This is a genomic window from Lewinella sp. LCG006 (assembly GCF_040784935.1).
In the GTDB taxonomy this organism is placed as follows: Bacteria; Bacteroidota; Bacteroidia; order Chitinophagales; family Saprospiraceae; genus Lewinella.
Genome location: NZ_CP160680.1, coordinates 426,836 through 443,094, shown reverse-complemented (window position 1 = coordinate 443,094; position 16,259 = coordinate 426,836). Strand labels below are relative to the sequence as shown.

At 44.4% G+C, this 16,259-nt stretch carries 9 protein-coding genes; 6 read left to right on the top strand and 3 right to left on the bottom strand.

Annotated elements, in window-relative coordinates:
- Positions 1–48 precede the first annotated feature (48 nt).
- The 3 genes from AB0L18_RS01440 to AB0L18_RS01430 all read left to right on the top strand — a co-directional run bounded on the left by AB0L18_RS01440 (position 49) and on the right by AB0L18_RS01430 (position 4,877).
- Entirely contained in the window at positions 49–3,051 is a 3,003-nt protein-coding gene (locus tag AB0L18_RS01440; RefSeq protein WP_367390810.1) for a triple tyrosine motif-containing protein, read from the top strand.
- 231 nt (positions 3,052–3,282) lie between these two features.
- Positions 3,283–4,320: a bestrophin family protein gene (locus AB0L18_RS01435; protein WP_367390809.1), complete on the top strand. Its 1,038-nt coding sequence runs from the start codon at positions 3,283–3,285 to the stop codon at positions 4,318–4,320.
- A gap of 146 nt (positions 4,321–4,466) precedes the next feature.
- Entirely contained in the window at positions 4,467–4,877 is a 411-nt protein-coding gene (locus AB0L18_RS01430; protein WP_367390808.1) for a GxxExxY protein, read from the top strand.
- 125 nt (positions 4,878–5,002) lie between these two features.
- Here AB0L18_RS01430 and AB0L18_RS01425 read toward each other — a convergent pair whose 3' ends face one another.
- Positions 5,003–6,100 carry a BamA/TamA family outer membrane protein gene (locus tag AB0L18_RS01425; RefSeq protein ID WP_367390807.1) on the bottom strand — a complete coding sequence of 366 codons (1,098 nt, stop codon included), beginning with the start codon at positions 6,098–6,100 and terminating at the stop codon, positions 5,003–5,005.
- Positions 6,101–6,211: 111 nt separating this feature from the next.
- Entirely contained in the window at positions 6,212–6,508 is a 297-nt protein-coding gene (locus tag AB0L18_RS01420) for a DUF2188 domain-containing protein (protein ID WP_367390806.1), read from the bottom strand.
- 234 nt (positions 6,509–6,742) lie between these two features.
- Here AB0L18_RS01420 and AB0L18_RS01415 point away from each other — a divergent pair, with 234 nt between their 5' ends.
- Positions 6,743–7,363, top strand: a complete 621-nt coding sequence (locus AB0L18_RS01415) for a LysE family translocator (protein WP_367390805.1) — start codon at positions 6,743–6,745, stop codon at positions 7,361–7,363.
- 16 nt (positions 7,364–7,379) lie between these two features.
- On the opposite strand, the gene AB0L18_RS01410 is transcribed toward AB0L18_RS01415, so the two are convergent.
- Positions 7,380–9,452, bottom strand: coding sequence for an ATP-binding protein (locus tag AB0L18_RS01410; protein WP_367390804.1), 2,073 nt, complete (start codon positions 9,450–9,452; stop codon positions 7,380–7,382).
- A 183-nt stretch (positions 9,453–9,635) separates the two neighbouring features.
- On the opposite strand from AB0L18_RS01410, the gene AB0L18_RS01405 reads away from it, so the two are divergent.
- Positions 9,636–11,990 carry a carboxypeptidase-like regulatory domain-containing protein gene (locus AB0L18_RS01405; RefSeq protein WP_367390803.1) on the top strand — a complete coding sequence of 785 codons (2,355 nt, stop codon included), beginning with the start codon at positions 9,636–9,638 and terminating at the stop codon, positions 11,988–11,990.
- A gap of 159 nt (positions 11,991–12,149) precedes the next feature.
- Entirely contained in the window at positions 12,150–16,250 is a 4,101-nt protein-coding gene (locus AB0L18_RS01400) for an ATP-binding protein (RefSeq protein ID WP_367390802.1), read from the top strand.
- Positions 16,251–16,259: the final 9 nt, after the last annotated feature.

The window sequence follows — 16,259 nt, the reverse complement described above, 5'->3', positions numbered from 1 at the left end:
AAGTTGAGATTAACTAGATAATTTTCTTAATTAAATCCTCGATTTTATTTGATTAGCAATCATGAAATAAACGTCCCACTGCTGTGGCTGATCGCATTACTCGCGATCAGCCCTGGTGTTTTTTACGCCCAAATTCAAAGCCATACCTTCCATTATCTCTCTCCGGAAGAAGGTTTATCCCAAGCCTCAAACAATTTCATCTACCACGACTCCAAAGGCTTTGTGTGGCTGAGTTCGATAGACGGCTTAAATCGCTTTGATGGCAAATCAGTAAAAGTTTACAAATCCATTTCGGGCGATTCCACTAGTCTACTGGGCAATATCATTACCAGTAATTTTTACGAAGACGAGCAAACCAATCTATGGTTTACGAGCTATGAAGGTATCCATTGTTATAACAGAGAACAGGATCATTTTCAGCGATTTCAAATCAAAGACGACAAGGGGGTATTGCTTAAGGAGGATTACCACGCATTTCATCTCGACAGGAATGGACAACAACAATTGTGGGTCAGAGTAGGAATTGGCGCTAAAGGCAGGCTCTACTTGTTTGATGTTGATGATAAAACAGCACTCGCTTTATGTGCTATTGATGGCCAGCACAATTTCCCTGTATTGGATGACAAAGGGGAGCTTAAGCAGGTCGTTTCCTGTAATATAAACAGAGCCCGGGGAATTAGTATTTTGGACACCCAGCCCCCCTTCCACGTTCGTGCTGCTTTTGACGGAAAGCAAGCGGAGGTGCCCGCAATGGAAATCATCCACCTTGCCAGCGTAAAGGAAGACAAAGACGATGTTTGGTATTTAGGAGCTAAAAAAGGGCTGGTCATCTTCCACCCCAAGACGAACCAGTATCGCATCCTCGATGAGTTGAACGGCCTTGAGATAGGGAGCGTTAATTCGACGGTTAGTATCAATGATTCTATACGCTGGGTCGCTAGTTCAAGGCTGGGTATACTGATTTTCAATAGAAAAACTGGGCAGTTTATTGGGCAAATCCCTGCTGACAATCCTGAAAAGCTGGGCTTGCGCATCAGGATACCCAATAAATTATACAAGGACCATCAAGAAAACATCTGGATAAGCAGCTTTTCATCTGGCGTAAATTATACCAATTTAAGCAAGCAAAAATTCGCTGTTGTAGACGAATTTATTGGTCAAAACATTGCCGCCATTTTTGAAACCAGCCAAGGAGAAATTTTTTGCAGCTACTCTAGGGGCTATACCACTTATTATCCAACAGTTGAAAAGAACGAAGAACTTACTTCTATACTTTTAGCCGATAAACCATCCATCCAATTTTTCTTTGAAAAAAAGAATGATCTATGGGCAGTCGGCACAAGCCAATTACTAAAATGGAATAAGGCATTACGTCAGTTTGAATATATTCAAGATTTACCCAACTACATACTATATGTTTATCAGCTTCGAGATGGGCGCACTCTTTTTGCTACGTACTCGGGAATTTATGAGTTGACCATCTTGGAGCACGAAGCTGTATTTACGCCTTTCCACTCGCTTGGAGAACTCCAACAAGCGTTGGCAACCTCCATTTATGAGACACAGGAGGGGCTACTGTATTTAGCGGTAGATGCTTCCAGGCTTTTAGTTTTACAAACAGATGAGCACAAATACAGTGTAAGCCGTCAAATTGAAGGGATTGGTTATGCCAAAGACTACCATGAGGAAAAGCAGTTTTTATGGATCGCTACCTCTACGGGGATGCTTAAAGTAAACAAGCAGGATGGAACCAATGACTTACTCAATGAAGCCACTAGTGGTGCGCCTAATGAAAGTTACTACTGCATTATACCAGATAGCTCGGGTAGCTTCTGGTTGAGTTGTAACAGAGGCGTCATTCGTTATTTCCCGGAAGAAAAAAGGCATCATCGTTACACGCTTTTCGATGGTTTACAGGCTTATGAGTACAACACCAATGCTTTTTTGAAAACGAGTAATGGTGAAATCTGGCTGGGTGGCACCAAGGGCATGAATCGGTTTTCGCCAGAGCGCATTAAAAATTCGCCTCATCATGCACAGATACAAATAACACGTTTACAGGTTAATGATGAGCCGTTTGCAACGGCAAAACAAATTGGCGAACTCAAGGAGTTGTCATTAGCGTACAATGAAAACACCCTCTCCTTTGATTTTGTAGCGCTAGAGTATAGTGACCCTGAAAACAATCGGCTTCAATATCAACTCGAAAACCATGAAGATGACTGGGTAGATGCTGAAAAGAATGGCTTTGCCCGTTATTCAAACTTACCACCTGGTGATTACCTGTTCAAGATAAAAGCTTCCAACTCAGACGGTGTTTGGAATGAACAAGCTTATGCTTTAAACATAGCTATCAAAAAACCTTGGTGGCAGACGTGGTGGTTTTATACCATCTCTCTATTTGCGATCTCTGCGATTATTTACAGCATTGCCATGTATCGCTTACGGCAAGCCTTAAAAATTGAACGTATTCGCGTCAAAATTTCCAGTGATTTACATGACGATGTAGGTAGTGTATTGGCAGGCCTAACGATGCAGACAGAAATTCTGGCACAGACCGCTTCAGAAGATCGTCAACCCAAATTGCAACGGATTAGTGAAATGAGCAGAAATGCCATGTCTCGAATGAGAGACACCGTTTGGGCAATTGATGCTCGAAAAGACAAGTTCAAAAACCTTTTGGATCGCATTCGGGAGCATGCCGCAGAAACGCTGGAGGTAAAAGACATCCATTTCGAGCTGAAAATTATTGACGTTTCCTTGGACAAAAATATGCCTACTCAAATTCGGCAAAACCTGTACCTGATCTGTAAAGAAGCCATTACGAATACTGCCAAGCATTCTAATGGCGACAATTGCCAAATCACTTTTCAAAAACACGGACGAAATGGGATGCAATTGATCATCCAGGACAATGGCCGTATAAAGAGCAATGTGCTCAAAAATTCTGGGTTGGGACACTCAAATTTACGGATGAGGGCTAAAGAAATTGGCGCAAAATTAGAGATCAACACAGACCACGGATTCTTTATCCAATTGACCATACCATAGCTAGTGGTCTGTCAAACTTAAACTTTCCGGTTGCCCGATGCGTCTTTCGGCACTGCTCTTCGTTGGAGAACCCCTTGCGTAGCGCTGCTATGCGCGGGAACCTCCGCCTCAATCAGCACCAAAATCCGCGTTCGCTCAACCGGAACTTTAAATATTGACAGACCACTATTGAAAATACCTATAAAATTTTATCTACCCATAATTCTATATATTTGAAAAAAAGCAGCTTCCATGTTTGTAAACAAGAACTTTGGCTTTCGCAATATTTGGAATTTTTCGGGGATGCACCTTCTTTGGATAACAGCTTGGTCAGCTTTAGTGGCCGTGTTGTTTGAATATACCCACTGGGAATGGCTGCATATTCCGTGGTTGCCGCTGTCCGTCATCGGTACGGCAGTAGCTTTTTATATTGGTTTTAAAAACAACCAGGCCTATGATCGACTGTGGGAGGCGCGCAAAATATGGGGAGCTATTGTTAATAGTAGCCGCGCCTGGGGCAGTGCCGTAAAAGGCTTCGTGACCGACCAGTTTGCCGATCGGGAAGTAAGTAAGGAAGAGCTTCATTTGGTGCATAAAAATCTCTTCTACCGGCACATCGCCTGGCTATATGCCCTGCGCAGCCAATTGCTGATTCCTACAAGTTGGGAACACATCAGCCAGAGCAATCATATTGGCAAACTGAATGCCCGCCGGATGGAAACCTACGGCGTAGGCCTCCTTAAGGACAATGTGACGATAGCCGAACTTGACCGATTCCTGGGCAAGGAGGAGCATGAGCGATTGATGAATTACGTCAATACCGCTACCCAAATCATCGATCAGCAAGCGCAAGATCTCAAAGCACTCCGGGAGCAAGGATTGATCGACGATTTTCGACACATGGAGCTGCAAAAAATTCTCTACGACTTTTACGAACACCAAGGCAAGGCCGAGCGGATCAAGAAGTTTCCTTTACCGAGGCAGTACGCCAACATGAGTTTCATTTTTGTAGGAATTTTTATCTTCCTCTTACCATTGGGCATGGTCGCGGAATTTCACAAGTTGGGTGCCTTTGGCGCCTGGTTGTCGATCCCTTTCTCGGTCATTGTCGGCTGGGTATTCATCATGATGGAGCTGGTAGGCGATTACTCGGAGAACCCCTTCGAAGGGTTGGGCAATGACATTCCCATGCTCTCCCTGTGCCGCGTCATCGAAATTGATCTCCGCGAAATGTTAGGAGAAACGGACTTGCCACCGGCTATTGCAGCGGTGAATGGGGTGTTGATGTGATTTTTTAACCACATGAGGCATCGATTTTTGAACCATATAAGGGATTATAAGAGATTATTAGAAAAAACACACGAATTAATTGTCACGAATTAGAGTTCTCAGGCTTATAGTAATAAGTATTGTTAATTATAAAATAGCACTTTATTATGTTGACCAAATCGTATTATAAAAACTTAGTTTACCAAGTTAATGGTGCAGCTATTGAAGTTCACAAAGCATTAGGCCCTGGCTTATTAGAAAGTAGTTATCAGAAATGTTTAGAACATGAACTCAGATTGCGGCAAGTCCCCTTCGTCTCTCAGCAACCAATCAACGTTGTTTATAAAGGAGAAACCCTTGAACTAGACTTCCGCTGTGATTTACTGGTGGCTGATTGTTTGGTTGTTGAATTAAAAGCGATCGAAAAAGTTCTTCCCATCCACGAAGCTCAATTGATCACCTATTTGCGGCTTTTAGATCTCCCTGAAGGTCTACTGTTAAATTTCTACGTAACCAACCTTTACAAAGAAGGTCAAAAAACATACGTAACAAAGTCCTACCGAGATCTTCCTGACTAATGCTCAAAGCTGCATATTATTACTACCAAAAGAGGTTTGGAAATGAAAAATCTCCAAACCTCTTATATGACCTTATAATCCCTTATATGGTTCAAAACCAGAACCTCATGTGGTTCAAAAAAAACCTAAAAAGCCTCCCCCACCGTGAGGTAGAAAGCACTGGTGTTGGGGCCAATGCCGTAATCGAGCCGGAGGCGAATTTTGTCTTTAGGTAATAAAGTGAAGCGGATACCTGCCCCCAGTGCGTAGCGCAAGTAATCAGCCTCCCAGTTTTGCCATTCGTCGACGACGGAGCCCAGGCCTCCAAATGCTACAGCACCAAAGCGTCCCTTGATTGGAAAGCGGTATTCCAGTTGGGCTGCCGCTAGCTGCCGATCCCGGTAGCGGCCTTCATAGTAGCCACGCAGGAGGCGCGTTCCACCCAGTAAAGCCAATTGATTGAAGGAGGGTTGACCGCTGTTTCCCTCTAGATAGAGCTGTCCGGCCCATACGCGATTTTCTTTGCGACTCCAGTATTTTCGAGCATCGACGGTCCACTTGAGGAAGTTTTGGGTAGCCCCAAGGAATTCGTTATTGGTGAGGAGTGTAGCTTCAGCCCACCAGCCTTTGGTCGGGAAGAAAAGATGGTCGCGACTGTCCCATTGCCAGATCGGGCCAATGGCGCTGTAGGTAGAAGCCTCGTTACCGATCACGTTTTCTTGCAATAACAGCCCTCCTTCCTTTTGGTCATAGACCTCCCATTGATCCCAGGCGTAGCGAATGCCGGCCAATTGATGCTCCCCAATTCGTTGGAGGATATTGAGCCGAATTCTTGGATAATTGACCCCGTAAGTCTCGCCTTCGTAGTCTTCAAAGGTATTGCCAATACCGTAGAAGAAATAATTGTAACGGTAGTATCCCAACTCCCCTGTAAAGCGCAGATGGTCAGCTTTGGTGTACAGCTGAAAGGGCAGATAAAACAAGAGCTGGTTGTTCAAAGTATAAGCAACACCCAGCTGCACCTGTGAGCGCGGACTGAGGCTGTCAAGTTGAAAAGTCATCACGCCTGCTGCGCCAAAAGACCAGGTGGTTTCGGGGGTGTAATACACCAAAGGCAGGACGAAACGCTCAGCTTTAGCACGTTCAGCTTGCGCCTTTACAGATGAAGGAAGAAACATGACCACACTGAGTAGTAAAGGCAAGGCAAAATGAAAATAGCGAAAAACAATACAGACAGTCTTCATGGGGAAGGAGGGTATTTGATGTGGTCCAAACAGCAAATTAGTCCCATGAGTTCGTATTAGCTATTTTCTGGTGCCGAAAAGAACACGAGTGTTCAAATGGAGACAAGTGATTTAATCTTTCCGATAGCTGATGCTGTCGCGCACTTTACCATCTTCGCCGTGGATGATGACGGTAGAGCCGTAATTTTTGGCAATTTCTTTGGCGCGCTCCAAGGCTTCGCGCTGGTAGTTGTAAACGCCAGTATAGCGTTCATTGCCAGCTCCTCTAACGGCCCATCCTTCTTCGTGTGGCACCACGTGTTGATTGTGCGTAGGTTTACTCGTGCGTACCCCCAGGTTGTTGAGGATAATCTTGATGATTTTCTGTAAAAGATTCGTCCAAAAGGAAGGGGTGCGGATATCTGTCATGCGATCAATAGCTTGAATTTGGGGAAGCTAAGATAAGTGCTTGCTGGCAAATTTCAAGAGGTTTCTATCCAATCTGCTCTTATAGCTGGCAATTGATGATCAGTGTACTGCTTGGTTTGGTTCAATAATGCCATGGGGGCAATGATTGCACCTTTTCGTCGAAAAAATTGCAATTAACGACTTACTTCCTCTTTATTTGCAGCTGAAATTGCCCAAAGTAAGCCTGAATTAGTCATGAGTATCGTCCTGTTGTTTCTTCTTACTTTTCTGATAAGTGCCATCGGTAGTGCCCCTCCTGGGCTGATCAACCTAATGGTGATGAAGCGTGCGATCGCCGCAGGGCGCAAGGCGGGTGTTTTTGCTGCCCTGGGTACGATTATTCCGGAGTTTGTTTACACCTATATTGCCGTTTATGGCTACCTGACGATTGCCAAAGATGAAGCCATTGGCCACCATATTCAAGTTGTAGGAGCGGTAGTTTTCTTTAGTATGGCTGCTTACTACCTTTTTCAAAAAGCAGAAAAACCAGGACTGGATATTGCGAGTTCTTCTAAAGACAACTTCATCAGCTTCCAGCGAGGTTTTTTTACGGCGAGTATTAATCTTTTAGTCATGCCCTTTTGGGCTTTCATCGCCCTTTCTTTGCATACCTATGGCTACGAATTCACAGAACAAGTTGAATTGATAGCTTTCGCCTCGGCTTCAGCACTAGGGGCATTGGGTATGTTTTTATTGTACGCCAGGTTGGGGCATCTTATCGTATATCGCATGGAAAAATTGGTGCAGTATACCAACAAGTTTCTGGCCTTGGTCTTCTTGGTTCTGGGCCTGTATCAGTTGGTGAGGTTGGCCTGAGAATACTAAACAGGCCTTAAATCCAAAAGGAAAAAGTACTTCCGGTTTTTCCATCAGAAGCCACCGTGATGTTTCCTCCATAGCGCTCAAGAATCGTTTTACAAATCGAAAGGCCAAGTCCTGAGGATTGAGTGATGGACTTGTTTTTCAGTGTTTTAAACGGCGTGAAAATCCCTTCGAAGTATGCTTCTTCAATACCTATTCCATTGTCTTCAACTTGAAATAAAGTCTTCCCTTTGTTATTGGGGGTAACTTTCACCGTAACTGTGGGGTGCTCAGATTCATTGTATTTAAATCCATTCTGTACAAGGTTTTGTAAAACAAGGATCAGCATAGGGCGGGTAAAAAATACCTTGTCTATCTGTTGAGGATTATGGAAGATGAGCTGCCCATTGGTTTCCTGAATAAACTGCTGGAGGTTGTTCTCTACGGTTTGAAAAACCTCCGTCAAAGTCACCACTTCATGTTCGAGTTCTCCAAAAGATATTTTTGTGAAGACTTGCAGTGAGTCGACGATCTCTTTGAGTACCGCGGCGTTGCTGGTGATAAAGTTCAGAAAATCGGTTTCCTCTGTGGTGGTTTCCCGATTAGCTAATCGGCGTTTTAGTAAGCCCGAAAAACTGGTGATATTACGTACGGGTTCTTTCAGGTCGTGAGAAGTAATGTAGGCAAACTGCTTGAGGGCGCCGTTGCTTTCCGTGAGAGACTTATTTAATACTTGTAGCTTTCGCCTACTGTGAGCCTGTAGTAATAAGATAAGTAAAGTCAAGAAAATGATGAGCGCGAAACCAGAAGTCACCAGGGTGAAACGCTGATGCGTCAAAGTTTGCTGGTGCGCAAATGCTTGCTGGTTGCGTTCTTGCTCAAAGCGCTCTTCAAGGAGTTTTGCCATGAGCGAAATATTGGCTTTGCCTTGGTCCAGTTCTGCTTGTTTGATCCAGCTTCTACGCAGCAGGGTATATGCTCTTTCGTAATTTCCTTGTTTCTCGTAGAGGGCAGCGAGCGGTTCCTCAATGTTATGGTCTACGCGTGTGCCCAGTTCTAAACCTTTTTCTCCGTATTCAATTGCGATGGCATCTTCTCCCTTAAGGGTGTGAAAATGCATCATTCCTTGATAGGCATCGACCAATTCTTTGTTTTCTCCTTGCTCTTTACTAATGAGGATGCTTTTTTGTAGGTAATATTCGGCAGAATCCAATTGGTTGAGTGTCATAAAATACTCACCGAGTAAAGAGTAGATATAACCAAAAGCAGTAGAAATACCTGTAGTGTTGTGCAACTCAATGGCCTTTTGGCAATAGGTGTAAAGACTGGCGTCGTTTTCCATCATTCCGGATGAAAACGCCAGTCCATAGTAGGCAAAAAGCTGCCCTGTTGGGTCGTTATCTTCCATAGCAAAGCGCAGGTTCTCTTCATTAAGGCTATGTGCTTTTTCAAAATCATTAACGACTCCATAGATGATCGCAAGATTGTTATTAATACTGGTGAGGACCCTGTTAGAAACACCTTCAATCTTTTTTGCTTGCTGGTAATGCACAAGTGCTTCTACCATGTTTTGCTTCGCTTCAAATTCATAGACGCCAGCACGAAAATGATAACTGGCCATAGTCGTACTAAGGGTATCATCACCAATCAATTGACGGGCTTTTTGGAGGAGGTAATCAGTATTGTCCCAATTGCGGGTACGTGCACCAAGGCTAGCCCGGTCTAAGTAGAGTTCTGCCTGTTGCAACGGTAATTTAAGATAAGACAGCCCCTGTAGGTAAACACTATCAGCGTATTCATATTCACCTTGATTTTGGTAAAACCTGGCGATATTTTGAGTAGCTTCTAAAATACGAGCCTCATCTTTTTGATCTCTAGCGAGGCTGAGTGCCTGTTGTCCGTAATAAAAAGCTGCTTCTTGTTGGTTGTCAGCTTGCTTTTCCGTCATCAGTGACAGCGCAAGGTCATAATTTTCAGGAAAAGACAATTGTGCATCAATCGGCACGATACTACCCCCTTCTTGTGGCACGACAATCTGCCCTGCAAGTGGCTGAACCACGCAAAAAACGACGAAGAAGAGCAAAACTCTCGTTGATAGGGACATTGTTAAATCATCAACTATTAAGGGAAGTGTGGCGATCAGTGTTTTACACTATCCTTAGATACCTAAATGTAGTGGGAATTTAGCAAAGTATTTACGCTTATGCGAAAAAATGATCGTAAAAGACATAGGGGGTGGAAACCGCTACCCACATCCTCGCTATAGAATATAAAACCACTACTATCTATGCTACGCATTCTAAGCAACTGCCACTCTTGGCGGACAGTTCTCCTATTGTTGGTACTCAACTTTTTCTCTCTGGGACTTTGGTCGCAGACCGAAAACTTCACTCAAACGATCAAAGGGGTCGTGCTAGACCAGGCATCCGAAGAACCCGTTATCGCTGCCAATATCCTTGTGCTCAACGTCGAGCCATTGTTAGGGACAGCTACTGATTTCGACGGTACCTTTCGATTGGAGGGCGTTCCCGTTGGTCGTCATAGCATACGCATCAGTTGCCTGGGCTATGAAGACGCTTATATTTATGAACTGGAGGTAGGTTCTGGCAAAGAAGTCGTCCTCACCCTGAAACTCACAGAATCCCTGGTGGTGATGGACGAAGTCGTCGTCAAGGCCGATCGCCTCAACGGTACTCCCAACAATGAAATGGCCAGCGTTAGTTCACGCTCTTTCAGTGTGGAGCAAACGAAGCGCTACGCAGCAGCCGTCAATGACCCAGCCCGGATGGCCCTCTCCTTTGCAGGTGTCAATACCAATGACGACGGAGGCAACGAGATTGTCATACGAGGCAATAGCCCCCGCGGACTGCTCTGGAGGATGGAAGGTGTAGAAATTCCTACGCCCAATCACTTCTCGGACCAGGGGGCTTCTGGTGGTGGCATCAGCGCACTTAGCGTGAACATGCTGGCCAATTCCGACTTTCTGGTGAGTGCTTTTCCTGCGGAGTATGGCAATGCCATGTCTGGCGTTTTCGACCTCAAGCTGCGCACGGGCAACAACGAAAAGCGGGAGTACGCTTTCCAGGCCGGCGTTCTGGGGTTGGACATCTCAGGGGAAGGTCCGCTGGGTGAAAAAGGAGGAGCCAGCTACCTGGGCAATTACCGCTACTCCACCTTGGGAGTACTGGGACAATTGGGAATCCTGGATTTAGGGGGTGAGGAATCTATTTTTCAAGATGCTTCGTTCAAGATACAGCTGCCTACTACCAAGGGTGGGTATTGGTCGGTTTGGGGGCTGGGAGGCCTCAGCAACAGTACCTTCCGAGATAGTTTAGAGCAATATGACTACCACTCTGATCGCGGGGTGATTGGGATCAACAATCGCCGTTATCTGGCGAAGAACGATTACTTAGAGACCATCATCAGCTATGCTGTGGATCAAGTTACGGATGAGGAATTCTACGCTGAAGACAACTTCTCGGGAGCCGAAGAGTTCACCACCCGAGCGTTGCGGGTCAGTATGTTGTACAATCGCAAACTCAATGCCCGCAGTACTTTCCGAATGGGAGCGATTGGGAGTCGTTTGTCATATTCTTTCGCTGAATGGGAAGAAGCCAACCGGCCACGGGTCACCTTGATTAATGAAGAGGGAGCTACCGCCAATTTCCAGGCTTACGCGCAAATAAAGCACCGAGTAGGCACCACCTTACACCTCAACGCTGGTCTGCATACCTCCTACCTGGGCATAGGTGAACAGATGGCTATTGAACCCAGGGTCGGTATGCGCTGGAACCTGCGCCCCGGGCATGTCTTGAGTGCTGGTGCCGGCTTGCATTCTCGCCGCGACCCGCTACCGGTATACTTTGCTCAGGTGCCCACGGGCGCGGATACTTATTCCCAACCCAACAAAGAACTGGCATTGCCTAAAGCCTTGCACGGTGTGCTGGGCTACGAATGGCGGTTTCACCCCCAGTGGCGCCTGCAAACGGAGGTGTACTACCAGGATTTGTATGATGTGGCCATTGCCAGCCCCAATGCACAAGGTGACTACGCAGGGGCGGCCTCTGCCCTCAATTTTGACAGTGGCTACGTCACGGATTCACTTTTCGCGGATGGCACAGGGCGTAACTTTGGTTTGGAGACGACCATTGAGAAATTCTTTACCAATGGCTGGTACGCGCTGGCAACAATTTCCATCTACGAATCTCGCTACACTGGCCGCGATGGCATAGAACGCAATACCCGCTACGCTGGCGGCTATGTGGGCAATATGCTGATTGGTAAAGAATGGCCCGTTGGTAAAAATAAAACCAACCTCCTGGGGGCCAATATTCGTACCAATGTAGCCGGAGGTAACCGTTACACCCCCATTGATTTGGAAGCTTCCCGTATAGCTGGCTACACCATCCGCGATAACAGTCGGGCCTGGGAAAATCAGGTGGCCTATTACTTGCGTAGCGACGTGCGCATCTCTTATCGCAAAAACCGTGCGAAGACCTCCTCCATCATTTCCCTCGATATTCAGAACGTAAGCAATCGGGAGAACATCTACAGCCTTTACTACTCGGCGAGTAGTGAGAAGGTCGTAGCAGAAACCCAGCTGGGGCTGATTCCGGTGTTGAATTATCGGTTGGAGTTTTGATAAAATTTGGTTTTTCTGAAACCATGCTTTATACTATCTATTTTGTGATTTTGTAACCCGACAGACGTGAATCTGTCGGGTTTTTTGATACATTGGGGCGGTATATACGGAGCGATGTTGTTGATGCTGCAATCTTACTAATAGTCTGTGACTAAATCTATGCTTTACTTTTCCAGAAACAGACCCTTTTTGTGGACTTGTTTCCTTCTTTTTTTATCCTGCTTTTCCATTGACGCTCAATCTATTGAACGTCGTTTTTCAGATGGGGATTACACCTTGGAAATTAGCCTTTGGGCGAAGGAAGATGGTTTGCCCTCATGGCACATCTTTGATATTATTGAAGATAGGAGGGGCTATCTTTGGCTAGGAACGGACGTAGGGCTTGTTCGTTTTGATGGAAATTCGTTTACCACGTATAGCGGTGTAAAGTTTGGCTTGCGTAGCGATAGAGTTGGGCGGATTGCTGAGGATGTTAATGGAAATATTTGGCTTTTTTGTTCTCTGGGGGAAGATAGATTTTTTGATGTGTTTGATCCCATAGAGGAATCTGCTATCCCTTTGGAGGTCTACATTAATGAAGATATCCCCTTGTCGACGTACAGTCACTATGGGTTTTTTCGACATAAAGATACAATATGGGTGCTCGACCCTGTGAGTGGTAAAGGCGGCCGTTATAACGGTCAATGGGAGTGGGTTTTAAATGATACAACTACAATTACCTTAGCAGAAACTATCGGCAAAACCGATGCATACCCTTATTATTATCCTCAAAAAAATGGCCTGTTTTGGATTTGGAAAACCAAAAACGGCAAGTTAGGATTGTACCTTATTGATCGCTTTGGCAAAGAAATTTCAGCAATTAATTTTTCTGGTCATAATAATCGATATTCTTTGTTAGACGAGGATTTGAACTTTTATTATTGGCCTCAACCTCAATCCGTTGGTGACTTAGATACCTTGTTTTATTTTCATGATAAGGGCATTCAAACTTTCCCCTATGGTGCTTACCCTAATATTTCATGGGGGAATACCTCTTATCATGACCATAGCCGATTCTTGAAAATGAATAAGGATGGTTTTGGTTTGGCAATTAACAACGCTACCTCTTTCTTTTTCAAAGATGATGACATCCTGTTTGAAAACTTAAGTAATTTACTAGCAAAAGACTTTAAGACCAGTATCAATGAGATTATCGTAATGATTAATAATGAGTCTTTCTGGTTTAATTCTCCGGAAGGGCTTTTTAGAATGAAAATCAAGAAAAGGTCGTTCACCACTTATCCCCATCAGGATGATATTATCATGAGTGTTCGGGGGATGGTAGGTATTGGTGACAGCCAGTTGATGGTCAATACCTACGCGGGAATGTTTCGGCTGGATTTACAGAGAAAACAATTCTATTCCTTACCCATTGCCAATGGCTATAATAACATGGGATTTTTAAAGGAAGGCAACCAAGTGTGGGTCACTAAATCAACGGAGGATCTCATTCAATATGACCTTACAAAAGAGCACTATAAATCCTTCTTTTTTCATTATTTTCAGAAAGATTATAATGGTTATAGCCTGCACCGTTTGAACGACTCTCTTTTGTGGGTAGCCAGTGATTTAGGGGTGTTGGCGCTTAATGAACGGTCGAAAACTTTTCAACCTCATCTTTTAAAGGACACCAGTACTTACTATTGGTATAGCAATGAGCAGGGCCTTTGGTTGGGAAGCCAATATGGTCTATTCTTGTTTGATAAAGAGGGGAGGAGAAAGAAACATTTTCCTCTTTTAGAAGATCAGGCCTTGAGGGTTTATTTTATTCATGGGGATAAAGAGGGACTCTTTTGGCTGGGGACTGCACAGGGGTTGATTCGTTGGAATCCCCGCAACGACACTTATCGAGCGTATACGGTTGAAGATGGGCTTTCGGATAATAAAATTCATGCTGTTTTTGAAGATAATTATGGTCACCTGTGGTTGCCCAGTAATTATGGCCTGATGCGTTTTCGAAAGTCAGATGGTTATGTAACTACTTACTTAGAGAAAGATGGTTTGCCCAGCAATGAGTTTAATTTTTTGGCCTATTTCAAAAGAGATGACGGGCAGTTGTTTTTGGGAGGGGTTAATGGGATTATCTCTTTTCACCCTGATAGTATTGAGCAATATAAGAGAACTGCCCCGGTACTGGATATTGCCAAAGTAGCACTGTATGATAGAAATACGGAGGAGGTTACAACTTCTACGAAAGAAGCCTTAGCCTCAGGTATAGTGAAGATATTACCAGCGTTTAATCGCCTGGAAGTAAGTTTGGTGCCGCATTATCTTACCGATGACAAGATGGTCTATGAATGGCGTATACCCGGAGACAATGACCAGTGGAAACCGATGACAGAACCTCGGTTGATGTTTAACAACCCCGCTTATGGGAAATACTTGTTGGAATTTCGAGCCTATTCCTTAGGTAATCAAAACTTTGTAAGTAATATCATTACACTTGAGTTGAGGGTGGTAAAGCCGATTTATCTGCGTTGGTGGTTTATTACACTGTTGTTGCTATTGCTTCTTGTACTGGTGATTGGTTATTTCAAACGCATACAGTTGTGGTTGAGGTTACAAAATGAGGCACTTCAGCGAGAAGTGAATAAGCAGACAAAAGACTTGCAAGAGAAACTGCTGACGATTGACCAACAGTCAAAAGAATTGAAGGAGCTTGATGAAATGAAATCACGCTTTTTTATCAATATCAGCCATGAACTACGTACCCCACTTAGCATGATTTTGGGGCCAGTGATGGCGCTTAGCAAGGAGCAGTTTCCTCCCGAGCAGTTGTCCCAATTGGAACGAATCAAACGGAGTACTAAGCAGCTCCGGCAGATGACGGAGGAAATATTAGACCTGGCCCGACTTGAGGCTGGCAAGCTTGAATTGAGGGAAGAGGTTGTTCTTTTTGTTCCATTCATTCGTAGGGTATTTAATGCTTTTCATTCTTTGGCAGCATCGAGAGTTATTAATTATGAATTGATATTAGACGTTCCACAGGATTTGCGTATAAAGCTGGACACTCAAAAAGTAGAGCGCATGATAAATAACCTGATTTCTAACGCGCTTAAATTTTCGAGTAGGGGAGGACTGGTTTTAGTAAAAGTGAATACTGATTTAAAGACTATCAAACTCACGGTTGAGGATAGGGGAGTTGGTATAAATGAAGTTGATCTTCCAAGGATTTTTGACCGATATTACCAGGCGCGTCACCAGAAGAATTTTGAAAATGGAGGCTTGGGTATAGGACTTGCTATGTGCAAAGAGCTAGCCGATTTTTTAGGAGGTCAGCTGGAGGTAGAAAGTGAATATGGAAAGGGGTCAATCTTTTCTTTAAAACTGCCAATTTCAATAGCTGAAGAAAAATTGTTTGAGCTCAAAACTTCAAGTGAGGAGGATGTATTAACCAAAACCAGATTACTGACCTTTCCTACTCCAGTGCATACGGAAGGACAACCAATAGTGCTTGTTGTTGAGGACAATGATGATTTCAGAGCATATCTATTGGAAATTCTGAGACCTTATTTTCGATTGGTCTACGCCAATGACGGTTTAGATGCTTTGGAAGTCTTGAACCAGCAAGAAGTGGATCTGGTTGTTTCTGATGTTATGATGCCTCGGATGGATGGTTTTGAACTGCTGAAATCAATCCGTAGTAAGCCTCAGCAATGGGGGCTACCGTTTATTCTGCTTACGGCTCGCTCTGAACAGGCTGATCAGCTTTACGGCTTGCGCTTGGGGGTAGATACTTACCTATCCAAACCCTTTGAGCAAAATGAATTGATTGCTCGAATTCATAATTTATTAGATAATCAACAAAAACGCAAAGCCGCTTTTGAGGCAGCAATGATCCCGATAACTGAAACAGCTCCCCTTATTTCTGAACCTACCCAAGCGCCAAAAGGGCCGAGCTTTGATGAACTATGGCTGATTGATCTGGAGAAGTTTCTGGAAAAAAGAATTCAGGACACCCATCTCAAGGTAGGAGATCTGGCACGTGCAATGGCAATGTCTGAGCGTAGCTTCCGGGATAAGCTAAAGAGCTGTACGGGACTTAAACCAAGTGAATATATTCTTCAGGCGCGGCTACAGTTGGCGTATCGCCTATTAGAGGAAAAGCGTTATCCAACCATCGCTGAGCTGACTTATGCCATTGGTCTTCAGAGTAAAGCTTATTTCGCTAAAACTTTCAAGTCCTATTATGGTAAATCACCATCCGATATGATGGATTAAGGAATTGCC

Excerpts from the sequence above, each read along its gene's own strand:
- AB0L18_RS01435 (WP_367390809.1), top strand. The coding sequence starts at position 3,283 with ATGTTTGTAAACAAGAACTTTGGCTTTCGCAATATTTGGAATTTTTCG.
- AB0L18_RS01430 (WP_367390808.1), top strand. The coding sequence starts at position 4,467 with ATGTTGACCAAATCGTATTATAAAAACTTAGTTTACCAAGTTAATGGT.
- AB0L18_RS01425 (WP_367390807.1), bottom strand. The coding sequence starts at position 6,100 with ATGAAGACTGTCTGTATTGTTTTTCGCTATTTTCATTTTGCCTTGCCT.
- AB0L18_RS01420 (WP_367390806.1), bottom strand. The coding sequence starts at position 6,508 with ATGACAGATATCCGCACCCCTTCCTTTTGGACGAATCTTTTACAGAAA.
- AB0L18_RS01415 (WP_367390805.1), top strand. The coding sequence starts at position 6,743 with ATGAGTATCGTCCTGTTGTTTCTTCTTACTTTTCTGATAAGTGCCATC.
- AB0L18_RS01410 (WP_367390804.1), bottom strand. The coding sequence starts at position 9,452 with ATGTCCCTATCAACGAGAGTTTTGCTCTTCTTCGTCGTTTTTTGCGTG.
- AB0L18_RS01405 (WP_367390803.1), top strand. The coding sequence starts at position 9,636 with ATGCTACGCATTCTAAGCAACTGCCACTCTTGGCGGACAGTTCTCCTA.
- AB0L18_RS01400 (WP_367390802.1), top strand. The coding sequence starts at position 12,150 with ATGCTTTACTTTTCCAGAAACAGACCCTTTTTGTGGACTTGTTTCCTT.